This is a genomic window from Pseudomonas qingdaonensis (assembly GCF_018398475.1).
Lineage (GTDB): Bacteria > Pseudomonadota > Gammaproteobacteria > Pseudomonadales > Pseudomonadaceae > Aquipseudomonas > Aquipseudomonas palmensis.
Genome location: NZ_CP074676.1, coordinates 1,851,194 through 1,874,753 on the forward strand (window position 1 = coordinate 1,851,194; position 23,560 = coordinate 1,874,753).

General features: G+C 63.8%; 21 protein-coding genes. 3 read left to right on the forward strand and 18 right to left on the reverse strand.

Annotated features, from left to right (window positions below):
• Positions 1–48: 48 nt before the first annotated feature.
• From KH389_RS08705 to gcl, 9 genes are all read right to left on the reverse strand, one after another.
• Entirely contained in the window at positions 49–2,088 is a 2,040-nt protein-coding gene (locus tag KH389_RS08705) for a mechanosensitive ion channel family protein (RefSeq protein ID WP_043859888.1), read from the reverse strand.
• A gap of 238 nt (positions 2,089–2,326) precedes the next feature.
• Positions 2,327–3,328, reverse strand: a complete 1,002-nt coding sequence (locus KH389_RS08710) for a sulfate ABC transporter substrate-binding protein (RefSeq protein ID WP_043859889.1) — start codon at positions 3,326–3,328, stop codon at positions 2,327–2,329.
• A 92-nt stretch (positions 3,329–3,420) separates the two neighbouring features.
• Positions 3,421–4,245: an ion transporter gene (locus KH389_RS08715; RefSeq protein WP_043859890.1), complete on the reverse strand. Its 825-nt coding sequence runs from the start codon at positions 4,243–4,245 to the stop codon at positions 3,421–3,423.
• Positions 4,246–4,276: 31 nt separating this feature from the next.
• Positions 4,277–5,155: an urea transporter gene (locus KH389_RS08720; protein ID WP_213607223.1), complete on the reverse strand. Its 879-nt coding sequence runs from the start codon at positions 5,153–5,155 to the stop codon at positions 4,277–4,279.
• Positions 5,156–5,324: 169 nt separating this feature from the next.
• The gene (gene pyk / locus KH389_RS08725; protein ID WP_043859892.1) at positions 5,325–6,740 is read right to left on the reverse strand and encodes a pyruvate kinase; all 1,416 of its coding nucleotides are present in this window, start codon (positions 6,738–6,740) and stop codon (positions 5,325–5,327) included.
• Positions 6,730–8,010 (reverse strand): glycerate kinase type-2 family protein, encoded by a 1,281-nt coding sequence (locus KH389_RS08730; protein ID WP_054915605.1) that lies wholly within the window; start codon positions 8,008–8,010, stop codon positions 6,730–6,732. Before KH389_RS08730 ends, pyk begins: the two co-directional genes overlap by 11 nt.
• Positions 8,011–8,193: 183 nt before the next feature.
• Entirely contained in the window at positions 8,194–9,087 is an 894-nt protein-coding gene (locus KH389_RS08735; RefSeq protein ID WP_116053261.1) for a 2-hydroxy-3-oxopropionate reductase, read from the reverse strand.
• A 132-nt stretch (positions 9,088–9,219) separates the two neighbouring features.
• Positions 9,220–10,002 carry a hydroxypyruvate isomerase gene (hyi, locus tag KH389_RS08740; protein ID WP_054915603.1) on the reverse strand — a complete coding sequence of 261 codons (783 nt, stop codon included), beginning with the start codon at positions 10,000–10,002 and terminating at the stop codon, positions 9,220–9,222.
• A gap of 57 nt (positions 10,003–10,059) precedes the next feature.
• Positions 10,060–11,835, reverse strand: a complete 1,776-nt coding sequence (gene gcl, locus KH389_RS08745; protein ID WP_043859896.1) for a glyoxylate carboligase — start codon at positions 11,833–11,835, stop codon at positions 10,060–10,062.
• 257 nt (positions 11,836–12,092) lie between these two features.
• Between gcl and KH389_RS08750 the strand changes: the two genes are divergently transcribed.
• Complete coding sequence (locus KH389_RS08750) at positions 12,093–12,533, forward strand: GlcG/HbpS family heme-binding protein (protein WP_054915601.1); 441 nt, start codon at positions 12,093–12,095, stop codon at positions 12,531–12,533.
• A gap of 84 nt (positions 12,534–12,617) precedes the next feature.
• Here the strand turns inward: KH389_RS08750 and KH389_RS08755 are convergent, their stop codons facing one another.
• Positions 12,618–13,226 (reverse strand): TetR/AcrR family transcriptional regulator, encoded by a 609-nt coding sequence (locus KH389_RS08755; RefSeq protein WP_043862341.1) that lies wholly within the window; start codon positions 13,224–13,226, stop codon positions 12,618–12,620.
• Positions 13,227–13,381: 155 nt separating this feature from the next.
• Here KH389_RS08755 and KH389_RS08760 point away from each other — a divergent pair, with 155 nt between their 5' ends.
• On the forward strand, positions 13,382–14,290 hold the full coding sequence (locus KH389_RS08760) for a DUF808 domain-containing protein (protein ID WP_054915600.1): 909 nt from the start codon (positions 13,382–13,384) through the stop codon (positions 14,288–14,290).
• Between the two features lie 83 nt (positions 14,291–14,373).
• Here the strand turns inward: KH389_RS08760 and KH389_RS08765 are convergent, their stop codons facing one another.
• From KH389_RS08765 to puuE, 7 genes are all read right to left on the reverse strand, one after another.
• Positions 14,374–15,159, reverse strand: a complete 786-nt coding sequence (locus KH389_RS08765) for an outer membrane protein OmpK (protein WP_043862344.1) — start codon at positions 15,157–15,159, stop codon at positions 14,374–14,376.
• 353 nt (positions 15,160–15,512) lie between these two features.
• The gene (locus KH389_RS08770) at positions 15,513–16,298 is read right to left on the reverse strand and encodes an outer membrane protein OmpK (RefSeq protein WP_043862345.1); all 786 of its coding nucleotides are present in this window, start codon (positions 16,296–16,298) and stop codon (positions 15,513–15,515) included.
• Positions 16,299–16,434: 136 nt separating this feature from the next.
• Complete coding sequence (locus tag KH389_RS08775; RefSeq protein WP_043862346.1) at positions 16,435–17,790, reverse strand: nucleobase:cation symporter-2 family protein; 1,356 nt, start codon at positions 17,788–17,790, stop codon at positions 16,435–16,437.
• 117 nt (positions 17,791–17,907) lie between these two features.
• Positions 17,908–19,233, reverse strand: coding sequence for a urate hydroxylase PuuD (locus KH389_RS08780; RefSeq protein WP_043862347.1), 1,326 nt, complete (start codon positions 19,231–19,233; stop codon positions 17,908–17,910).
• A gap of 47 nt (positions 19,234–19,280) precedes the next feature.
• On the reverse strand, positions 19,281–19,784 hold the full coding sequence (locus KH389_RS08785) for an ureidoglycolate lyase (RefSeq protein WP_043862348.1): 504 nt from the start codon (positions 19,782–19,784) through the stop codon (positions 19,281–19,283).
• A gap of 75 nt (positions 19,785–19,859) precedes the next feature.
• Positions 19,860–20,375, reverse strand: a complete 516-nt coding sequence (uraD, locus tag KH389_RS08790; RefSeq protein WP_043862349.1) for a 2-oxo-4-hydroxy-4-carboxy-5-ureidoimidazoline decarboxylase — start codon at positions 20,373–20,375, stop codon at positions 19,860–19,862.
• The gene (puuE, locus tag KH389_RS08795) at positions 20,372–21,301 is read right to left on the reverse strand and encodes an allantoinase PuuE (RefSeq protein ID WP_043862350.1); all 930 of its coding nucleotides are present in this window, start codon (positions 21,299–21,301) and stop codon (positions 20,372–20,374) included. The genes uraD and puuE overlap by 4 nt, the downstream gene beginning before the upstream one ends.
• A gap of 383 nt (positions 21,302–21,684) precedes the next feature.
• On the opposite strand from puuE, the gene uraH reads away from it, so the two are divergent.
• Positions 21,685–22,038 carry a hydroxyisourate hydrolase gene (gene uraH / locus KH389_RS08800; protein WP_043862351.1) on the forward strand — a complete coding sequence of 118 codons (354 nt, stop codon included), beginning with the start codon at positions 21,685–21,687 and terminating at the stop codon, positions 22,036–22,038.
• Between the two features lie 162 nt (positions 22,039–22,200).
• Here the strand turns inward: uraH and KH389_RS08805 are convergent, their stop codons facing one another.
• The gene (locus tag KH389_RS08805) at positions 22,201–23,550 is read right to left on the reverse strand and encodes an NCS2 family permease (RefSeq protein ID WP_054915598.1); all 1,350 of its coding nucleotides are present in this window, start codon (positions 23,548–23,550) and stop codon (positions 22,201–22,203) included.
• Positions 23,551–23,560 lie beyond the last annotated feature (10 nt).

The window sequence follows — 23,560 nt, forward strand, 5'->3', positions numbered from 1 at the left end:
GACTTTAGCACCACCTTCCCATGCCGGGAAGGTTGAACGCCGCAGTGTCTACACCGTTTCGTCGCGTACGTGGGCCGGCTGCGGGTAATACTGCGCGAAGCTCACGTCGTCGGTCTGGTCCACGCGCTTTTTCAGGCGTTCGTTGAACGCCCGGTTCACCGCGTACTGCCCGCCCGAGGTGGTGCGGAACTGGGCGGTGAGGGTGATGCCGTTGAGGTTCATGGCGTCCACCCCGAACACCTGCAGCGGCCCTTGCAGGCTGTGGCGCAGCACCGGGTCCTCGCTGATCGACTGGCCCACCTCGCGGATCAGGTGCAGGGCGCTGTCGACATCGGTCTGGTAGCTGAACTGCACCGAGAAGAACGCATAGGCGAACTGGCGCGACTGGTTGGTGACGGCCTTGATCTGGCCGAACGGTACCGAGTGCACGAAGCCCTTGCCGTCGCGCAGGCGCAGGGTGCGGATGGTCAGGCTCTCGACGGTGCCGGCGTGGCCGGAGTCGAGTACCACCCAGTCGCCGATGGCGATGGTGTCCTCGATCAGGATGAACAGGCCGGTGATCACGTCCTGTACCAGCTGCTGCGAACCGAAACCGATGGCCAGGCCGACCACCCCGGCACCGGCCAGCAGCGGCGCCACGTTGATGCCCAGGTTGGCCATGGTGGTGATGGTGCAGATCACCACCAGCACGATCTTCACCGCGTTGCGCAGCATCGGCAGGATGGTGCGCACCCGTGTGCTGGGCTGGCGCGAAGCGCGCCGGCCGGCGCTGGGCTTGAGGGCTTCCTGGATGGCGGTGTCGATCACCACCCACAGCAGCCAGGTGACCAGCAAGATCAACCCGATGCTGCTCAGCGAATCGCTGATTGCCCGGCCCAGGCTGTTGCGCACGGCGAATTCGAGTACCGAAAAGCCCCAGATGCGCCCCAGCAGCTCGATGAAGGCGATGGCCATGCCGATGCGCAGCAGCGCGTGGGCGAGGTTGCGCACCAGTTCCTTGTAGGGGCGAAGGCGCTGGCCGGGGTCGACCTCGCGGGACTTGAACAGGTGCTGCAGCACCGTGCTCAGGAACACCGTGCCCACCAGCAGCACCGTGGTCAGCAGGGCCTTTTGCAGGGCCTTCTGGCTTTCTTCGCCGGCGCCGATCAGGTTGATCGCCGATACCAGGATCATCATCAGGATCGGCAGGTACCACAGCCACGAGAAGATCCGCAGGGTTTCCTGCAGGGCGCGGTGCTGCAGGCGGTCGTGCAGGTCGCGGTTGCGGATCAGGTGGGCCACCGGGCGGCGCAGGCGGATCACCAGCGCGGCGAAGGCAAAGGTGGCCAGCAGGCCGGTGATCACCGCGATGCTGCTGGTGAGGTTGCCACCGATCTGGCGGGTGATCTGCGGGCTGGTCAGGGCGTCGGCCCAGGCGGCGAGAAAGCCGATCATGAACAACGGGCGTGGCGCGATCTTGCGGATGATGCGCACGGCGGTGCGCTTGTGGCCGGTATCGAACACGGTGATCAGGCACAGGATGATCGACGTCGAGAACAGGCCGCTGCTGGTGGCGTAGGCCAGGCTCAGGCCCAGCGCGCGGCCGATCGAGGGGTCGAGCAGGCGCGTGCTGGCGTAGAGGGTGGCGGGCAGGCTGGCCAGGGCCGGCAGGGTGTAGGGCAGCAGGTAGCCGAGCAGTTTCTGCAACCGCGGACGTTCGCGCAGCGGGCGCCTGCGATTGATGTGGTGGGACAGCACGCGGCCCAGGCTGGTGAGCACGCCGAACACCACCAGCCAGGTGAGGCTGAGCAGGGCAAAGTCCACCAGCAGGTCGAAGGAGTCTTCGGCGTGGCGGTCGACCAGCTGGTTGGCCTCCTTGCTGGCGCGATTGGCGCGCAGGCGCCAGGCGTCGACCAGGTGACCGTCGACGTCGATTTCCTGGGTGACGCTGTCGAGGCTGTTGGCCAGGGCGCCGAGCAGGCCGCCCTGAACCACGGGTTCCGGTGCTTTTTCGGCGGTTTCGGCGCTGTCGGTGCCGGGGATGAGGCTGGCGGCGAGCAGTTGCGTGCTGAGCAGGCAACCGAGCAACAGGGTGAGCAATCGGGTCACTGGGCACTCCTTGAGCCGTGAATGACGGAAAGGGTAGTCCAAGGAACTGATCGGTATTTGCCGGGCAAGTTCGAAACCGAGGTGAATTCATCGCGGGTCAAGCCCGCTCCCACAGGTGCGACATCGCCCTTGAAATCGGCACATCACCTTGTGGCAACGGGCTTGACCCGCGACAGGCCCGAACGCCGGCCACAAAAAATCCGGGGCCCGTCACAGGCCCCGGATTCGTCACCCGGCCTTACTGCCCGGTGTAGATCTGGTCGAAGATCCCGCCGTCGTTGAAGTGGGTCTTCTGCACGGTGCGCCAGTCACCGAAGGTCTTTTCCACCGACAGGAAGTCGACTTTGGGGAAGCGGTCGGTGTACTTGGCCAGCACGGTCGCATCGCGTGGGCGCAGGTAGTTGTTGGCGGCAATTTCCTGGGCTTCAGGCGACCACAGGTACTTGAGGTACTCCTCGGCGGTGGCACGGCTTTTCTTCTTGTCCACCACCTTGTCGACCACGCTCACCGGCGGCTCGGCTTCGGCCGACACGCTCGGGTAGATCACCTCGAACTGGTCGCGACCGAATTCGCGCGCGATCATCTCGGCTTCGTTCTCGAAGGTCACCAGCACGTCGCCGATCTGGTTGGTCATGAAGGTGGTGGTCGCGGCACGGCCACCGGTATCGAGCACCGGTGCCTGCTTGAACAGCTTGCCGACGAAGTCCTTGGCCTTGTTCTCGTCACCGCCGTTCTTGAGCACATAGCCCCATGCCGACAGGTAGGTGTAGCGGCCGTTGCCCGAGGTCTTGGGGTTGGGCACGATCACCTGTACGCCGTCCTTGAGCAGGTCGGGCCAGTCCTTCAGGGCCTTGGGGTTGCCCTTGCGCACGATGAACACGGTGGCGGAGGTGAAGGGCGCGCTGTTGTTGGGCAGGCGGGTGACCCAGTTGTCCGGCACCAGCTTGCCGTTGTCGGCCAGGGCATTGATGTCGGTGGCCATGTTCATGGTGATGACGTCGGCCGGCAGGCCGTCGATCACCGAGCGCGCCTGCTTGCTCGAACCGCCGAAGGACATCTGCACGTTGATCTTCTCTTTGTGCTCGGCTTCCCAGTGCTTCTGGAACGCGGCGTTGTAGTCCTTGTAGAAGTCGCGCATCACGTCGTAGGAGACGTTGAGCAGGGTGGTCGGGGCGGCCTGGGCGAGGTTGCCCAGGGCCAGGCCTGCGGCCAGAAGCGAGGCACCAAAGAGTTTTTTCACTGCGCATTCCTTGTTCGAGTTGGGAGAAAGGCATTATGCCAGCGACTATAGCGGCTCGGCCTTAGTCGCTTAAAGATTAAAAAGTGCTGTGGTTATTCCATTTTCTTGAACAGCGCATTGCCGCAGCGTGAACAGAACGCGGCGCTCTGCTCGTGGCTGCCCTTGTGGCAGGTGGGGCAGGCGTGCTGCAGCTGTTCGCCGCGCATGGCGTTGGCCAGCTCGGCAGTGAAGATGCCGGTGGGCACGGCAATGATCGAGTAGCCGGTGATCATCACCAGCGAGGAAATCACCTGGCCCAGCGGGGTCTTGGGCACGATGTCGCCAAAGCCCACGGTGGTCAGGGTCACGATGGCCCAGTAGATGCCCTTGGGGATGCTGGTGAAGCCGTGCTCCGGGCCTTCGACCACGTACATCAGGGTGCCGAACACCGTGACCAGGGTCGACACGCTGACCAGGAACACGATGATCTTCTGCTTGCTGCCGCGCAGCGCCGACATCAGGTAGTTGGCCTGCTTGAGGTACGGGCCGAGCTTGAGCACGCGGAAGATGCGCAGCATGCGGATCACGCGGATGATCAGCAGGTACTGCGCGTCGCTGTAGTAGATGGCGATGATGCCCGGCACGATTGCCAGCAGGTCCACCAGCCCGTAGAAGCTGAAGGCATAGCGCAGCGGCTTGGGCGAGCAGTACAGGCGGGTGAGGTATTCGGCCAGGAAGATGGCGGTAAAGCCCCACTCGATCCAGGCCAGCAGCCCGGCGTAGCCCTGGTGGACCTCGTCGATGCTGTCGAGGATGACGGTGATCAGGCTGGCCAGGATGATCAGCAGCAGAATGCTGTCGAAGCGCCGGCCGGCCACGGTGTCGGCTTGAAAGACGATGACGTAGAGCCGCTCGCGCCAGCTCGAAGGGGTGCTCATGGGCGCTTTCCATTACAAGATGGAGCAGAGCCTAGGGGCTGGCCCGCAGCTGTGCAAGCGGGCGACGTCGGGCAGCGGTGCCCAGTTGCAGCAGCCAGCAGGCGAGGATGAACGGCGCGGTCAGGCCCGGCACCGGCAACAGGCCCAGCAGCGGTTGCAGCACGATGGCCAGAACGATGGCCAGCAACGGCCGCCAGGGTTGTACGCGGGTCTGGCTGAAGGCCAGCGCGGCCAGCGCCGCATTGAAGCCGTACAGGCCGTAGTAGCCGGCGCCGGCCTCGCCACCGAGCAGCGCCACGCTGCCGCCCAGGGCGGCGCCCAGTAGCGCCCAGGCGGCGGCGTAGCGGTTGGCGATCAGCAGGCCCAGGGCAATCAGCAGGCCGGCCAGCGGCTGGTCGAGCAGGAAGATCTGGCCCAGGCCGCGACCCAGGGCGAACAACGGGTTGGCCGCGACCGGGCCGTAGCCGGCGCTGGAAGGCTCGGCCAGCGCCAGTACCGCCCAGCCGATCAGCACGAAGGGCGCGGTGTAGGCGGGCAGCAGGCGGGGGCTTTTGCGCTTGAGCCATTGGTGCACCAGCATGCTGCTCAGGCCCGCGGCGGCAATGATCAGCGGGGGCAGCAGGGCCGACCAGGGCAGTGCGTGGCTGAGCAGCAGGCCCAGCAGCACGCCGTTGTAGCTGTACAGGCCGGCCTGGCGGTCGGCGCGGTTGTAGCCGCGGCGCTGCGCGGTGAGCAGCCCGGCAAGGGCGCCCAGCAGCGCACCGCCGATGAGTTCGGGGGCGGTGATCAGGATGGCCAGCAGGCACAGCAGGCCGCACAGCGGGTTGCGCTGCAGCAGCACCTGACTGAAACCGTTGAGCAAGGCGGTGGCCCAGTCGGGGCACGGGTTGACGAAGTTCTTGGTGTACATGGCAGTGGGTCAGGGTGGGTGGAGTGGGGCGCCTCTTCGGGCTTTGTTGTCCCACGGTGTGGTGTGTCAGTGCGCCCATCGCGGGTCAAGCCCGCTCCCACAAGGGCCGATGTGATCCTTGTGGGAGCGGGCTTGACCCGCGATGGGCGGCGCAGCCGCCCCAATCAAATCAGAGCAGTGTTTCGATCCGCAGCGTATTGGTCGACCCCGGCTTGCCAAAAGGCACACCGGCAGTGATCAACAGGATGTCGCCACGGCTGGCCATGCCCTGGGCCTGGGCAATCTCCAGTGCCGTGGACACCACTTCATCCACCTGGCGCAACCGATCGTTGACCACCGAATGCACGCCCCAGGCCACACTCAGGCGCCGTGCGGTGTTGAGGTTGGGGGTCAGGTTGAGGATCGGTGCACGCGGCCGTTCACGCGCTGCGCGCAGGGTCGAGTTGCCCGACTCGCTGTAGTTCACCAGCACCGCCACCGGCAGGATGCCGCTGATGCGACGGATCGCGCAGCTGATCGCATCCGACACCGTGGCCTCGGCCTGTGGCCGGCCCACGTCCAGCTGGGCCTGGTAGTCCGGGCCGCTTTCGACCTGGCGGATGATCTTGCTCATCATCTGCACCGCTTCGAGCGGGTAGTCGCCCGAGGCGGTCTCGGCCGACAGCATCACCGCATCGGCGCCCTCGGCCACGGCGTTGGCCACGTCGGTGACCTCGGCGCGGGTCGGGGCCGGGCTGAAGCGCATCGATTCGAGCATCTGCGTGGCCACCACCACCGGGCGGCCCAGCTGGCGGCAGGTGGTGATGATGCGCTGCTGGATCTGCGGCACGCTTTCGGCCGGCACTTCCACGCCCAGGTCGCCACGGGCGACCATGATCGCGTCGCTCAACTGGGCAATTTCGCGCAGTTGCGTGACCGCCGAGGGCTTCTCGATCTTGGCCATCAGGTAGGCCCGGTCGCCGATCAGCTGGCGCGCCTCGATGATGTCTTCAGGGCGCTGCACGAACGACAGGGCCACCCAGTCCACGCCCAGCTCCAGGCCGAAGGTCAGGTCGCGACGGTCCTTTTCGGTCAGCGGGCTGAGCTCGAGCAGCGCCTGGGGCACGTTCACGCCCTTGCGGTCGGACAGTTCGCCGCCGTTGAGCACCTCGGTGTCGATGGCGTCGGCGTGCTTGGCGGTCACGCGCAGGCGCAGTTTGCCGTCATCGAGCAGCAGGTCCATGCCCGGCTCCAGCGCGGCGATGATCTCCGGGTGGGGCAGGTTGACCCGCTGTGCATCGCCCGGTGTGGCATCCAGGTCCAGGCGCAGGGCCTGGCCGCGTTGCAGCTGCACCTTGCCTTCGGCAAAACGCCCGACACGCAGCTTGGGGCCTTGCAGGTCCATGAGGATGCCCAGCGGGTAGTTGAGCTGGCGCTCCACTTCGCGGATCCATTCGAAACGCATGGCGTGGTCGGCGTGCTCGCCGTGGCTGAAGTTCAGGCGAAAGATGTTCACCCCGGCTTCGACCAGCTGACGGATGTCGTCGATGCCTTTGGTCGCGGGGCCGAGGGTGGCGAGGATTTTGACTTTCTTGTCAGGCGTCATGTTGTGCGGTCTCGAGGATCAGGATGGCGCGAAAATCGTTGACGTTGGTGCGCGTGGGCTCGGTAACGATCAAGGCGTCGAGCGCGGCGAAATAACCGTAGCCATTGTTGTTGTCCAGCTCGTCCGCCGCCGACAGGCCCAGGGCCTGGGCACGCGCATAGCTGTCGGGGGTCATGAAGGCCCCGGCGTTGTCTTCGGAGCCGTCGATGCCGTCGGTGTCACCGGCCAGTGCGTACACACCGGGCAACCCCTTCAGGCTTTCGGTGAGGCTGAGCAAGAACTCGGCGTTGCGCCCGCCGCGGCCATTGCCGCGCACGGTGACGGTGGTTTCGCCGCCCGACAGGATCACGCAGGGCGCCGCCAGTGGCTGGCCGTGCTGCACGATCTGGCGCGCGATGCCGGCATGCACCTTGGCCACTTCACGCGACTCACCTTCCAGGTCACCCAGGATCAGCGGGCTGAAGCCGGCCTGGCGCGCCTTTACCGCAGCGGCCTCCAGCGACTGCTGGGGGCGGGCGATCAGCTGGAAGTGGCTGCGGGCCAGGGCCGGGTCATCGGCCTTGACGGTTTCGGAGGCCGGGTTGTTCAGCCACGCGGTGACGGCGGCCGGGGCCTGGATGTTGTAGCGCTTGAGGATCGCCAGCGCTTCGGCCGAGGTGCTCGGGTCGGCCACGGTGGGGCCGGAGGCGATCACGGTGGCGAGGTCGCCGGGTACGTCGGAAATCGCGTAGGTGTACACCGTGGCCGGCCAGCAGGCCTTGGCCAGGCGGCCGCCCTTGATCGCCGAGAGGTGCTTGCGCACGCAGTTCATCTCGCCGATGGTGGCGCCGGATTTGAGCAGGGCCTTGTTGACCTGCTGCTTGTCGGCCAGGGTCAGGCCTTCGGCGGGCAGGGCCAGCAGGGCGGAACCTCCGCCGGAGAGCAGGAAGATCACCCTATCGTCGGCGCTGAGGTCGCTGACCATCGCCAGCACACGCTTGGCCACGGCCAGGCCGGCGGCGTCCGGTACCGGGTGGGCGGCTTCGACCACTTCGATCTTGCTGCAGCTGGCGCCGTGGCCGTAGCGGGTCACGACCAGGCCCGAGACCTCGCCCTGCCAACTGCGCTCGACCACTTCGGCCATGGCGGCGGCGGCCTTGCCGGCGCCGATGACGATGACGCGGCCGCTGCGGTCGCTGGGCAGGTGGGCTTCGAGCACTTGGCGTGGATGCGCGGCATCGATGGCCGTGGCGAACAGCTCGCGCAGAAAGTGTTGCGGATCGACCGACATGGCAGGCTCCCAAATCTTATTGTTTTGCAGAATCGAAAACGCCCCTGGGCCTGCCTCCGTGCAGACGGGCCCAAGGGCGGGTGGTGCTCTTTAGCGCGGCAAGCTTCAGGCTACAAGCTGCAAGAGACAGCGGACCGATGCGCGGTCTGCCGGTCTTGCCGCATGAAACCTGCCGCTTGACGCTTACTTGTCGCCGCGGATCGAGAAGTTGGCCATGTGCTCAAGGCCCTTGACCAGCGCCGAGTGGTCCCAGTTGGCGCCACCGATGGCCGCGCAGGTGCTGAACACCTGTTGGGCATTGGCGGTGTTGGGCAGGTTGATGTTCAGCTCCTTGGCACCCTGCAGGGCCAGGTTCAGGTCCTTCTGGTGCAGGCTGATGCGAAAGCCCGGGTCGAAGGTGCCCTTGATCATGCGCTCACCGTGCACTTCGAGGATTTTCGAGGAGGCAAAGCCGCCCATCAGTGCTTCGCGCACCTTGGCCGGGTCGGCGCCGTTCTTGGCGGCGAACAGCAGGGCTTCGGCAACGGCCTGGATGTTCAGGGCCACGATGATCTGGTTGGCGACCTTGGCGGTCTGGCCGTCACCACTGCCACCCACGTGGGTGATGTTCTTGCCCATGGCCTGGAACAGCGGCTGGGCACGTTCGAAGGCTTTGGGGCAACCGCCGACCATGATGCTCAGGGTCGCGGCCTTGGCGCCGACTTCACCACCGGACACCGGGGCGTCGAGGTAGGTGGCGCCGGTGGCCTTGATCTTCTCGGCGAAGGCTTTGGTGGCGGTAGGGGAGATCGAGCTCATGTCGATCACCACCTTGTTCGGGCCAATGCCCTGGGCCACGCCGTTTTCACCGAACAGCACGGCTTCGACCTGGGGAGTGTCCGGCACCATGACGATGATGAACTCGGCTTCCTGGGCCACTTCCTTGGGGTTGGCCAGGGCCACGCCGCCGGCGGCGATCAGGTCGGTTGGCGCGGCGCCGTGGTGCGAGGAAAGGAACAGGCTGTGACCTGCCTTCTGCAGGTTCTGAGCCATTGGAAGGCCCATGATGCCGGTGCCGATGAATCCGATTTTAGCCATGAGAGTTGCCTCTTGTATTTGTTGTGGGGACCCTGTGGGAGCGGGCTTGACCCGCGATAGCGGCGGTGAACGCGCTATCGCATCGCGGGTCAGGCCCGCTCCCACAGGAAATGCGTCCCGGCAGAAAGATGATTAGATCGCGTTGTGGGTCTTGAGCCAGCCAAGGCCCGCTTCGGTGGTGGTCAGCGGCTTGTATTCGCAGCCTACCCAGCCCTGGTAGCCGATGCGGTCCAGGTGCTCGAACAGGAAGCGGTAGTTGATCTCGCCGGTGCCCGGCTCGTTGCGGCCCGGGTTGTCGGCCAGCTGGATGTGGTTGATCTTGGCCAGGTTGCCTTCCATCGTGCGGGCCAGGTCACCTTCCATGATCTGCATGTGGTAGATGTCGTACTGCAGGAACAGGTTGGTGCTGCCCACTTCGGCCTGGATCTCCAGCGCCTGCTTGGTGGTGTTCAGGTAGAAGCCCGGGATGTCGCGGGTGTTGATCATCTCCATCACCAGCTTGATGCCTGCTGCCTGCAGCTTGTCGGCGGCGAACTTCAGGTTGTCGACGAAGGTCTTGCGCACCGTGGCGCAGTCCGGGCCTTGTGGGCGAATACCGGCCAGGCAGTTGACCTGGGTGTTGCCCAGTACCTGGGCGTAGGCAATGGCCAGGTCCACGCCGGCACGGAATTCCTCGACACGGGACGGGTCGCAGGCGATGCCGCGATCACCCTTGGCCCAGTCGCCGGCCGGCAGGTTGAACAGCACCTGGGTCAGGCCGTTGCTGTCCAGGTGCTGCTTGATTTCAGCCGAGCTGAAATCGTACGGGAAGAGGTACTCGACCCCGCTGAAGCCGGCGTCGGCAGCAGCCTTGAAACGGGCGAGAAAGTCCTGCTCGGTGAACAGCATGGACAGGTTGGCGGCGAAACGAGGCATGGTTGTCTCCTTGCAAAAGTGGGCCCTGTGCGCGGGGCAGCAGGGCCGCTACAACAGTCAGTCGAGCAGCGAGATCGCGGTTGGCGCGTCGTTGCCGACCAGCGCCAGGTCTTCGAATTCGTTGACCGCGTTGATTTCGGTACCCATGGAAATATTGGTCACGCGCTCGAGGATCACCTCGACCACGACCGGCACCTTGAACTCTTCGGCCATCTGCTGGGCCTTGCGCAGGGCTGGCTGGATTTCTTCCGGCTTGAACACGCGCAGTGCCTTGCAACCCAGACCTTCTACAACCGCGACGTGGTCCACACCGTAGCCGTTCAGTTCCGGGGCGTTGAGGTTCTCGAACGCCAGCTGTACACAGTAATCCATCTCGAAGCCGCGTTGGGCCTGGCGGATCAGCCCCAGGTAGGAGTTGTTCACCACCACGTGGATGTACGGCAGGTTGAACTGCGCGCCCACCGCCAGCTCTTCGATCATGAACTGGAAGTCATAGTCGCCCGACAGTGCCACGACCTTGCGCGACGGGTCGGCCTTGACCACGCCCAGTGCCGCAGGAATGGTCCAGCCCAGCGGGCCGGCCTGGCCGCAGTTGATCCAGTGACGCGGCTTGTACACGTGCAGGAACTGCGCACCGGCGATCTGCGACAGGCCGATGGTGCTGACGTAGCAGGTGTCCTTGCCGAACACCTGGTTCATTTCCTGGTACACGCGCTGCGGCTTGACCGGCACGTTGTCGAAGTGGGTCTTGCGGTGCAGGCTGGCCTTGCGCTGCTGGCAGTCCTTGAGCCACTCGCCACGGTCCTTGAGCTTGCCGGCGGCTTTCCACTCGCGGGCCACTTCCAGGAACACGTCCAGTGCGGCGCCGGCGTCGGACACGATACCCAGGTCCGGGGTGAACACGCGGCCGATCTGGGTCGGTTCGATGTCGACGTGAATGAAGCGACGGCCTTCGGTGTACACATCCACCGAGCCGGTATGGCGGTTGGCCCAGCGGTTGCCGATGCCCAGCACCACGTCCGACTTGAGCATGGTCGCGTTGCCGTAGCGGTGCGAGGTCTGCAGGCCGACCATGCCCACCATCAGCGGGTGGTCGTCAGGGATCGTGCCCCAGCCCATCAGGGTCGGGATGACCGGGATACCGGTGAGTTCGGCGAATTCCACCAGCTTGTCGCTGGCATCGGCGTTGATGATGCCGCCACCGGCCACCAGCAGCGGACGCTCGGCGGAGTCGAGCATGGCCAGGGCCTTCTCGACCTGCACGCGGTTGGCCGACGGCTTGCTCACCGGCAGCGGCTGGTAGGCGTCGATGTCGAATTCGATCTCGGCCATCTGCACGTCGAACGGCAGGTCGATCAGTACCGGGCCAGGACGGCCGGTGCGCATTTCATAGAAGGCTTTCTGGAACGCATACGGCACCTGGCCAGGTTCGAGCACGGTGGTGGCCCACTTGGTGACCGGCTTGACGATGCTGGTTATGTCGACGGCCTGGAAGTCTTCCTTGTGCAGGCGCGAGCGAGGCGCCTGGCCGGTGATGCACAGAATCGGGATGGAGTCGGCCGAGGCGCTGTACAAGCCGGTGACCATGTCGGTGCCGGCAGGGCCGGAGGTGCCGATGCACACGCCGATGTTGCCGGCCTTGGTACGGGTGTAGCCCTCGGCCATGTGCGAGGCACCTTCCACGTGACGAGCAAGGACGTGATCGATGCCGCCGACTTTCTTCAGGGCCGAATACAGCGGGTTGATCGCGGCGCCCGGGATGCCGAATGCGGTGTCGACGCCTTCACGGCGCATGACCAGCACGGCTGCATCGATTGCTCTCATTTTGCTCATGGTTTTGTGCCTCTTAGATTTTGTAATTGTATACAAATTGCTTTTCGACAGAGTGTATTCACGGCAGGCGACTCTGGTCAATCCATTTTCATCCGCCACCGGGTGCTTTCGTCGTTACCCCGTAAAAAAGGGGTTGTGACGGGTTTTGGTCGGATGGAGTGAATTATTGTATACAAAAATATTCTTCATTGTGTTCTATTTGTTGTATTGGTTTTTCACTTGCCCACGTGGGCTTCTAACAACAAGAGGACCTTTGGATGAACGTTCTGAGCTTGAAAGTAGCGGTGAGCCTGGTGAATGGCGCGCTGGCGGCCGGCCGCAGGATTTCGGCGGCGCCGCTGACCGTGGTGGTGCTCGATGCCGGTGGGCACCTGCTGACCCTGCAGCGCGAGGACGGTGCCAGCCTGCTGCGTCCGCAGGTGGCGATGGGCAAGGCGTGGGGCGCGATTGCGCTGGGCAAGGGCTCGCGCCTGCTGGCGCTGGACGCGCAGCAGCGCCCGGCGTTCTTTGCCGCGCTCAACGGGTTGGGCCAGAGCCCGGTGGTGCCGGCGCCGGGTGGGGTGCTGATTCGGGATCAGAGCGGGGCAGTGCTGGGCGCGATCGGTATCAGCGGTGATACGTCGGATATCGACGAGCAGTGCGCGATCAGTGCGATCGAAGAGGCGGGGTTGACGGCGGATGCGGGGGTGGCGGCGTAGGGCCCTTTCGCCGGCAAGGCCGGCTCCTACATGTCTGCGCGAGCCTTGTAGGAGCCGGCCTTGCCGGCGAAGCAGTCAACGCGATCAGGCGTCCGGCGCACAGCCCTTGAGCACCAGCCGGATGATGGTCTGCGCCGCCGCCTCGTAGTCGCTGTCCTCGAGCTTGGCCTTGCCGGTGACCACCGAGATCTGCCAGTCGAAATCGGCATAGGTCTGGGTTGCAGCCCAGATGCTGAACATCAGGTGGTGCGGGTCGACCGGGGCGATCAGGCCGCGTTCGATCCAGCCCTGGATGCATTCGATGTTGTGCCGTGCCTGCACGTTGAGCTGCTCGACCTGGCTTGCGCTCAGGTGCGGCGCGCCGTGCATGATCTCGCTGGCGAACACCTTGGACGCGAAGGGCAGGTCGCGGGAGATGCGCACCTTGGAGCGGATGTAGGCACTGAGCACCTCTTGCGGCTCACCGTCGGCATTGAACGGGGTGGAGGCCTGCATGATCGGCTCGATGATGCTTTCGAGCACCTCGCGGTAGAGGTTTTCCTTGGATTTGAAGTAGTAGTAGACGTTGGGCTTGGGCAGGCCGGCCTTGGCCGCGATGTCGCTGGTCTTGGTGGCAGCGAAGCCCTTGTCGGCGAACTCCTCGCTGGCGGCCCGCAGGATCAGTTCTTTGTTGCGCTCGCGAATGGTGCTCATGGTGGCGCTGTTCCTTGTATCTGGCCGCGTGCGGCAACAGGCCTGGGCAGGCGGTTGCGCATGGTAGCACCGCGTTCGCGAAGCGCTCAAGGTCGCCCCTTTTGCCCATCGACAGGCTAAGCTTGGCGCCATCTCACCTCAATGGAACATGAATCATGGCTGCAAGCAGTTTGCTGGTACTGATCGACGATATCGCCACGGTACTCGACGATGTCTCGGTCATGACCAAGGTCGCGGCCAAGAAGACCGCCGGCGTACTGGGTGATGATCTGGCGCTCAATGCCCAGCAGGTCACGGGTGTGCGCGCCGAGCGGGAACTGCCGGTGGTGTGGGCGGTGGCCAAGGGCTCGTTCCTGAACAAGCTGATCCTGGTGCCGGCTGCGTTGCTGATCAGCGCATTCATCCCGTGGGCGGTAACCCCGCTGCTGATGCTCGGCGGCGCCTACCTGTGCTTCGAGGGGTTCGAAAAGCTCGCGCACAGGTTTCTGCACAGCGCCGAGGAGGCCAAGGCCGGGCATGCGGCATTGACCGAAGCAGTGGCCAACCCGGCGGTCGACCTGGTGACGTTCGAGAAAGACAAGATCAAGGGCGCGGTGCGTACCGACTTCATTCTCTCGGCCGAGATCATCGCCATCACGCTGGGCACCGTGGCCGATGCGCCACTGCCCCAGCAGATCATCGTGCTGTCGGGCATCGCGATCGTGATGACGATCGGCGTGTACGGGCTGGTGGCGGGGATCGTCAAGCTGGATGATCTGGGCCTGTGGCTGACGCAAAAGGCCTCGCGTGCAGCCAAGGCCATCGGCAACGGCATTTTGAGTGCGGCGCCCTACATGATGAAAAGCCTGTCGGTGATCGGCACTGCGGCGATGTTCCTGGTAGGTGGGGGGATTCTGGTGCATGGCATCGCGCCGCTGCATCATGCCATCGAGGCCTTCGGCGAAGGGCGTGGCGGGGCGCTGACGACGGCCTTGCTCAATGCCGGCGTGGGCGTAGTGGCGGGGGCTGCGGTGCTGGCGGTGGTTGCCGTGGTGGGCAAGCTCTGGAAGGCCATCCGGGGCTGATGGCCTCTTCGCCGGCAAGGCCGGCTCCTACAGGAGTGAGCCGTCTGTAGGAGCCGGCCTTGCCGGCGAAGAACGCAACCCGGTCAGAAGTGCACTTTCACCAGCAGGCTCGCGGTGTTCTGGTCGGTATCGAAGGCGTCGCTGTCCTTGATACCGTACTTGTCTTTCCAGTAGTCGTATTCGAAACCGACGTACAGCTGTTTTTCGCCCAGGTTCAGGGCCTTGCCCAGGTCATACTTGATCTGCGGGTTGAAGTGCAGGTTGGAATGATAGGTGCCGCGACGCCGGGTCTCGTCATTGTCCACCACCCAGTCCATGTAGCCGTCGATCAGGATGTCCGACTTGCCCACGGGAATGGTGTACGACCACACCGGGGTGATCTGCCATACGTTGTCACCGGCGCGGCTGCCCTCGGTGTGGCGCTGGTAGAAGTTGAGCTGGAAGTAGTCGAAGCCGGGGATGGCCAGGTCGAAGCCTGGGCCGATCAGGTACGACTCGTTGTCTCCCTCGCCAAACTCGTAGGTCATGGCCAGCAGCACATCCTTGACCGGGCCGAACTCCAGTTTCTGGTCGAAGATCTTGCCGAACGACAGGCGCGGGGTGAACTCGCCGTAGTAGGTGTTCGGACCGACGTTGCCGTCCTTCTTGCCGTTGTAGAAGATCTTGTCGATGAACAGGAAGTTGTCGCCGTACTTCCAGGCATCGGCGTGCTCGAAAGTGAAGGTCTGCTGGATCTGCGGGTTGACCGTAAAGTCCTTGCCGTAGAGGTAGGTCAGGCTGTTGTTCTGCCACTGCAGCAAGTCACCGGCGGTGGCGGTACTTGCCGCCAGCAGGCCGCCTGCAAGCATCAGGCTGTTGGTAATGCGCATTGCGTGCTCCCTTGATTGATTCGGCACTCTGTGTCGGCGCCGTTCTGGTTCAACGTGTTGTCTTTTTGGTCAGCTTTTTTCGATCGGCCACAGCGCGTTCGCAAGAGCTGAGCCAACCTTGGCGGGTTGGCGCAACGGGCCTGCTCGACGTCTTTCTGAACAGTTGAACAAGGGGCGTGAGGCTGGCAATACGCTTACCAACCGCCCGAATTCATTGACTGAGCGGTCAGTAAACGCAGGTAGGAAGGGTCCTACCCTGAGCGAGGGGGCGCGCAGATTACTGGCTTGCGCGCCGTCCCTCAAGTGCTCCGTTATGGAGCGTGTGCGACAAAAACTGTGCGTTCGATCAGGTTTTAGAAGTGAACCTTGATCAGCGCACTGGTCACGCTCTGGTTGGTCTTGAGGCGATCGCTGTCCTCGATGCCGTATTTGTCCTTCCAGTAGCTGTATTCGATACCCACGTACAGCTGCTTGGCGCCGATGTTCAGCGCCTTGCCCAGGTCGTACTTGACCTGCGGGTTGAAGTGCAGGTTGGCGTGGTAGGTGCCGCGACGGCTTTCGTCGTTGTCCACCACCCAGTCCATGTAGCCATCGATCAGCAGGTCGGACCTGCCCATGGGGATGGTGTAGGAGAACGCCGGGGTGATCTGCCACACGCGATCACCCGGGCGGCTGCCTTCGGTGTTGCGCTGGTAGAAGTTGAGGGTGAAGTAGTTGAAGCCGGGGATGGCCAGGTCGAAGCCCGGGCCGATCAGGTAGGCCTCGTTGTCGCCTTCACCGGTTTCGTAGGTCATGGCCAGCAGCACGTCCTTGATCGGGCCGAACTCCAGCTTCTGGTCGAAGATCTTGCCGAACGACAGGCGCGGGCTGATCTCGCTGTAGTAGGTGTTCTTGCCCTTGTTACGGTCTTGGCCGCCGTTGTAGAAGATCTTGTCGACGAACAGGAAGTTGTCGCCGTACTTCCATTTGTTGGCGTGCTCGAAAGTCACCGTCTGCTGGATCCGCGGGTTGACCTGAAAGTCCTTGCCGTACAGATACGTCAGGCTGTTGGTGTGCCAGAGCAGCAGGTCCTCCGCTACCGCAGGAAGCGTGGCCAGCAAGCTGCTGCCCAGCAAGAGGGAAGAGGTGATGCGTTTCATGTGGTTATTCCCGGCTATTGTTATTGTTGGATTGCGGTTTTTTCGGCGCAAACGCGCCCCGAGCGGCCCACTCCCAGGGGCCGACGGTACTGCGTGGTGCTCGGGTTGAGCGGGGCGGCAGGCGCCGCCCCGTGTATCAGTGCTGGTGCACGGCGTCGTTGTGCGCGGCGCGTTCGGCGCCGCCCAATACGTTGAACAGCAGGTTCAGTACCAGGGCACTGACGGTGGCCATGGCGATGCCGCTGTGGGTGATCGGCTCCATCCACTGCGGCATCTGCGCGAAGAACTCCGGACGTACCACCGGGATCAGGCCCATGCCGACGCTGACGGCCACCAGCAACTGGTTGCGCCGGTCGCCGATGTCGGCCTCCTGCAGGATCTTGATGCCGGTGGCCGCGACCATGCCGAACATGGCGATGGAGGCGCCGCCCAGTACCGCCGGCGGGATCGAGGCAATCAGGAATGCCGCCTTGGGCAGCAGGCTGAGCACGATCAGGAACAGCCCGGCCACCACGGTCACGTAGCGGCAGCGCACGCCGGTCATCTGGACCAGGCCGATGTTCTGTGCGAACGAGGAGTGGGTGAAGGTGTTGAAAAAGCCTGCCACGAACGAGGCGCCGGCGTCCCAGAACAGGCCGCGACGCAGCATGCCCGGGGTCACTTCACGCTCGGTGACCTTGCCCAGCGCCAGGAACATGCCGGTGGACTCGACAAAGATGATCACCACCACCAGGCACATCGACAGGATCGGCGCCAGGCTGAAGGTGGGCATGCCGAAGTGCAGCGGGGTGACCACCTGTACCCAGGGGGCCTGGGCCAGGCCGCTGAGGTCGACCATGCCGATGGCGCCGGCAATGATGTAGCCCAGGCCCATGCCGATCAGTACCGACACGTTCACCCAGAAGCCACGCATGAAGCGATTGATCAGCAGGATGGTGGTCAGCACCAGGCCGGCCACGGCCAGGTAGATCGGCGAGCCGAACGGCGCGGCCGCCGCGCCGCCGCCGGCCCAGTTGACGGCGACCGGGAACAGCGACAGACCGATGGAGGTAATCACCGTGCCGGTGACCAGTGGCGGGAAAAACCTCACCACCTTGGACATGAACGGGGCGATCAGCATGCCGAAGAAGCCGGCGGCGATGGTCGCGCCGAAAATCCCCTGCAGGCCCACGCCGGGCATGCCGGCCATGGCCACCATGCTGCCGACGGCGGCGAAGCTGGCGCCCATCATCACCGGCATGCGGATGCCCAGTGCGCCAATGCCGAGCGACTGGACCACGGTGGCGACACCGGCGACCAGCAGATCGGCATTGATCAGGAATGCGATTTCTTCACGAGAGAGCCCGGCGGCCTGCCCGATGATCAGCGGCACCGCAATGGCACCTCCGTACATCAGCAGAACATGTTGCAAACCCACCAGGATCAGTTGCAGCAGGGGCAGTGGCTGTCGTGGCGGCGCAACGGGGATGTACGCCTTGCGTGACTCGGACATGCAGCACCTCAGGTTTTGTTTTTATTCTGGGTAGCTGCAGGCTCAGGCGCCCTGCTTGCGAAGAAGCAGGAGGCCGCGCCTGGCTTGCAGCTTGTAGCTTGCCGCTTGAAGCTTGTATCAGTTGGTTGGAGCACCCTTGGCGATCCATGCACCAATCAGTTCACGTTCCTGCTGGGTCATCTGGGTGATGTTGCCCAGGGGCATGATCTGGCTGGCGACGGCCTGTGCCTGGATGCGTGGGGCCAGTTGCTGGATCTGTTGCGGGGTATCGAGCATCACGCCGGCCGGGGCGGCACTGAACAGCGGGCTGGTCGGCTTGGCCGAATGGCACACGGTGCAGCGTTCCTGGATGACGCTGTGGATCTTGTCGAAGTTGCCGCTGTCCGCCGCAGCGGTGGCAGTGGCGGGCGCTTCGGCCGGGGTGGCGGCAGGTGCCGGGTTGGCAGCCTGTTCGGCGGCTTTCTCGGCAGCGGTCTTGCCACCCAGTGCGGTTTCCGGCAGCGGCTGGTACTGGACCTTGGCAGCGGCCTGCTCAGGGGCGGTCGGCATCGGCTTGGGGCCGGTGACGTAGGCCAGGCAGATCATCGCCAGGGCGCCGACGGGCAGGGTCCAGGCGTACTTGGCACTGTCGTGGCGGGTGTTGAAGTAGTGACGCACCAGCACCGCTGCAATCGCGATCCCGGCCAGGATCAGCCAGTTGTACTGGCTGCCGTAGGTGCTCGGGAAGTGGTTGCTGATCATGATGAACAGCACCGGCAGGGTGAAGTAGTTGTTGTGGCGCGAACGCAGCAGGCCCTTGGCCGGCAGGGTCGGGTCGGGGGTTTCGTTCTTCTCGATGGCGGCGACCAGTGCACGCTGGGCCGGCATGATGATGCGGAACACGTTGCCGACCATGATGGTGCCGATGATCGCGCCGGTGTGCAGGTACGCACCACGGCCGCTGAACACCTGGCTGAAGCCGTAGCAGGCCGCAATGATCAGCACGAACAGCACCAGGCCGAGCAGGCCGGGGCGCTTGCCCAGGGGCGAGTCGCACAGCACGTCGTAGATGAACCAGCCGGCGATCAGCGAACCGACGCCGATGGCGATGCCTTCACCACCGCTCAGGGTGCTGCCGGGGGCCAGCAGGTAGACGCTGGGGTTCCAGTAGAACACCAGGCACAGCAGGGCAATACCCGACATCCAGGTGAAGTAGGCTTCCCATTTGAACCAGTGCAGGTTCTCCGGCATTTTCGGCGGGGCAAGCTTGTACTTTTCCAGGTGGTAGATACCGCCACCGTGAATCGCCCAGAGGTCGCCCGACAGACCGTCGCGCGGGTTGGCCCGGTTGAGGTTGTTCTCCAGCCATACGAAATAGAACGACGCGCCGATCCAGGCCACGCCAGTGATCATGTGAACCCAGCGCACGCTCAGGTTCAGCCATTCCAACAGATGTGCTTCCACAGTCTTTACCTCTTGCCGGTCACCGCAGGCCAGTGACCGACCTTCTCTTATTGGTGGGGTGCGAGGATCAGTTGCTCATCCTCATTGAAGAAATGTTCGTCGCAGTTGTTGCCGGAACCGCTGCGATCAACCACCAGGAAGTCATCCCGCTTTTCGATCGTCAGCACCGGGTGGTGCCAGACGCCGCGATGGTAATTGATGCCCTGCCTGCCATTACTGACAAAGGCGCGGACAAGACCCGATACAGGTACATCGCCAACGGGCGCGACCACGATCAGAAAGGGATTGCCGAGCAGCGGGATGAAGGCCTGGCTGCCCAGCGGATGGCGCTCCAGCATGCGCACGGTCAGCGGCATGTCCTGCGCGTCGGCGCGGAAGATGCTGATGATGGCGGAGTCCTCGGGCTGGGCGGTTTCTACCGTGGCCAGCTTGTGGAAGCGCATGGTCGAACCGTTGTTGATCATGAAGTGGTCGCTGCCGTCGGTTTCGATCACGTCACCGAAAGGGGCGAAGGCTTCTTTGGTCAGGGGCTCAATCACTAAAGTGCGCATGCGGGTGTTCTCTAATTATGTGTTGTCGGGGCTTTGGCGATTGCCGGCAGGCCAGTGCCTGCCAAGGCGCGCCGGTTACAGCTGCTGCAGGCGGAACAGGGCGATCAGGTTGATCTGCGCCAGGGCTTCCTTGAACTCGGCCTCGACCGAGTTGTGGATGCGTTTCTCGAACGAGGCGAGGATCTGGTGCCGGTTGCTGCCTTTTACCGCCATGATGAACGGGAACTGGAACCTGGCCTTGTAGGCGTCGTTGAGTTCGGTGAAACGGGCGAACTCTTCGGCGGTGCACTGGTGGATGCCGGCGCCAGCCTGTTCGTTGGTGCTCGATTCGGTCAGTTCGCCCTGGACGGCGGCTTTGCCGGCCAGGTCCGGGTGAGCATTGATCAGGGCCAGCTGGCTGGCGTGATCGGCGCTGAGCAGGATGTCGCTCATGCGCTGGTGCAGGGCTTCGATCTGGTCCAGCTCGTGCAGTTGGCCCAGGTCGTAGGCTTTTTCGGCGACCCACGGCGAGTGCTCGTAGATGTCGGCGAAGGCGGCGACGAACGCGGCACGGTCCAGGGTCGAAGGCTTGAGGGTCTTGAAGTCGGTCATTTGGCGCTCTCGGCTTGGAAAGGGTGGGTGGCATGCCAGTGGCGGGCGATGTCCACGCGCCGGGCGAACCACACCTGCTCATGGCTCTTGGCGTACTCCACGAAGCGCTTGAGCGCGGCGATGCGTGCCGGGCGGCCGATCAGGCGGCAGTGCAGGCCGATCGAGAGCATCTTCGGCGCCTCGGCACCTTCGGCGTAGAGCACGTCGAAGGCGTCCTTGAGGTACTGGAAGAACTGCTCGCCACAATTGAAGCCCTGCACCTGGGTGAAGCGCATGTCGTTGGTGTCCAGGGTGTAGGGGATCACCAGGTGCGGCTTGCCGGTGGGGTTGTTGGGTTCCCAGTAGGGCAGGTCGTCGTCGTAGGTGTCGCTGTCGTAGAGGAAGCCGCCTTCCTCCATCACCAGGCGGCGGGTGTTGGGCCCGGTACGGCCGGTGTACCAGCCCAGCGGGCGCTCGCCGGTGAGGTCGGTGAGAATGCGGATGGCCTCGAGCATGTGCTCGCGCTCCTGGTTCTCGTCCATGTACTGGTAGTCGATCCAGCGGTAGCCGTGGCTGCAGATCTCATGGCCGGCGGCGACCATGGCGCGGATCACGTCGGGGTGGCGCTGGGCGGCCATGGCCACGGCAAACACGGTGAGCGGCACGCCGGTGTCTTCGAACAGCTTGAGCAGGCGCCACACACCGGCGCGGCTGCCATACTCGTAAAGCGATTCCATGCTCATGTTGCGGGCGCCCTGCAGGGGCTGCGCCGAGACCATCTCGGAAAGGAAGGCTTCGGATTCCTTGTCCCCGTGAAGAATGTTGCGTTCGCCACCTTCTTCATAGTTGAGCACGAAAGACAAAGCGATGCGGGCATTCCCCGGCCAGCGCGGATGGGGTGGGTTGTTGCCGTAACCGATCAGGTCGCGAGGATAATCAGCGCTCACTGCAGCCTTCCTTCTTGTACGTGAAAACGGGGGTGTGGTGTCTGAGTCAGGTCATCGGCCACAACGATGGAGTGATTGTATACAACTTTATTGACGATTTGTAAGCCTGTTTTTTCGCATTTCTTCCGCCATTTGGCCTTGAAAAAGGTTGCAAGAAACCTGCCTGATTGGTCAGTAAATGACGATAGCGTCCGCCAGGACTGCGGCTTTGCGACTGATGGCGTATTTACAGGCCACGCTCGGCAGGCTAACAAAATCGTCGAATTTATTGTGTACAATTTTAGCTGAAAATGTCTTAATAATCCGACAGCCGCACGCTGCCCTGCTTCATCCCGGTGCCGTGCGGGTATTTTTTGCCCATAGATTGAAACGAGGCGCACGCAATGGGACGTTTGACCACGCATGTACTGGATGCCGCACATGGCTGCCCTGGCAGCTCGATCAAGGTCGAGCTGTACCGGGTCGAAGGCCAGCAGCTTGAGCTGGTGAACACGGCGCTGACCAACAGCGATGGCCGTTGCGATGCGCCACTGCTGCAGGGTGAGGATTACCGCAGCGGTGTGTACCAGCTGCAGTTCAGTGCCGGTGACTATTATCGTGCCCGTGGTGTGCAGTTGCCGGAGCCGGCGTTCCTGGATGTGGTGGTGCTGCGTTTCGGCATCAGCGCCGAGCAGGATCACTACCACGTGCCGTTGCTGATCTCGCCGTACAGTTACTCGACCTATCGCGGAAGCTAGTTGGTCGCTAGATGAATCTTCGTAGGTCCTTGCCCGCTCTCACTGGCGGGCTTTTTTTTGCCTCGGATTCGAGGGCGTGCCTGCAGGGCTGTTCGCTGGCAGAGCGGCACAGGCAACAAAAAGCCCCGCCCGAAGGCGAGGCTCCTTGAACCGACGCAGTGCTTACAGGAACACGAACTTGGCCACAAAGATCGCACACAGCACCCACAGGCTCGCCGAGATCTCCCTGTAGCGCCCGGTGCCGGCCTTGAGCACCACATAGGTGATGAAGCCCAGCGCAATGCCGTCCGCCACCGAGAATGTCAGCGGCATCATGATCGCCGTGACGATCGCCGGAATGCTGTCGGTGGCTTCATCCCAGTTGATGTGAGCCATGCTGCCCATCATCAGCATCGCCACATAGATCAGTGCGCCGGCGGTGGCATACGCCGGGATCATGCCCGCCAGCGGCGCAAAGAACATCGCCGCGACGAACAGCAGGCCGACCACCACGGCCGTGAGCCCCGTGCGCCCGCCGGCCGCCACACCTGCAGCACTTTCCACGTAGCTGGTTACCGGCGGCACACCCACCACGGCACCGAACACGCTCGATGCACTGTCGGCCTTGAGCGCCCGCGATAGGTTTTCGATGCGCCCCTCGGCGTTCACCAGGTTGGCGCGCTGGGCCACGCCCATCAGCGTGCCGGCGGTGTCGAACATGTGCACGAACAGAAACGCCAGTACCACGCTGATCATGCTGACGTTGAACACGCCCGCCACGTCCATGGCCATCCAGGTGGGCGCCAGGCTCGGCGGCAGCGAGAACACGCCGCCATATTCCACCAGGCCCAGGGCCCAGCCGGCCAGTGTCACGGCGATGATGCTGATCAGGATCGCGCCGAACACCCGGCGATAGCTGAGCACGGCAATCATCAGGAAGCACGCCGCCGCCAGCAGCGGGCCAGGCTCGTGCAGCGAGCCGAGCTTGATCAGGGTGGCTGGGCTGGCGACGATGATGCCGGCCGTCTTCAGCCCGATCACCCCGAGAAACAGCCCCACACCCGCGCCCATGGCGTGACGCAGGCTCAGCGGGATGCTGTTGAGCAGCCATTCGCGCACCCGCGACAGCGTCAGCAGCATGAACAGCACACCCGATACGAACACCGCACCCAGCGCGGCCTCCCAGGTGTAGCCCATGGTGCCGACCACCGTGTAGGTGAAAAAGGCATTCAGCCCCATGCCGGGTGCCAGGCCCACCGGCCAGTTGGCATACAGGCCCATCAGCAGGCAGCCGAGCGCCGCCGCGATGCAGGTGGCCACGAACGCGGCGCCGTGGTCGATGCCGGCGTCGGCCATGATGTTGGGGTTGACGAAAATGATGTAGGCCATGGTGATGAAGGTGGTTACACCCGCGATCAGTTCGGTCCTGACAGTGGTGCCGTGCAGCTTGAGTTTGAAAATCCGCTCCAGCCAGCTCGTTTCGAGCGGTGGGGCAAGATCCAGCGTAGGGGCTTGGGGTTTGCGGCTTTCCACAGCGTGTACT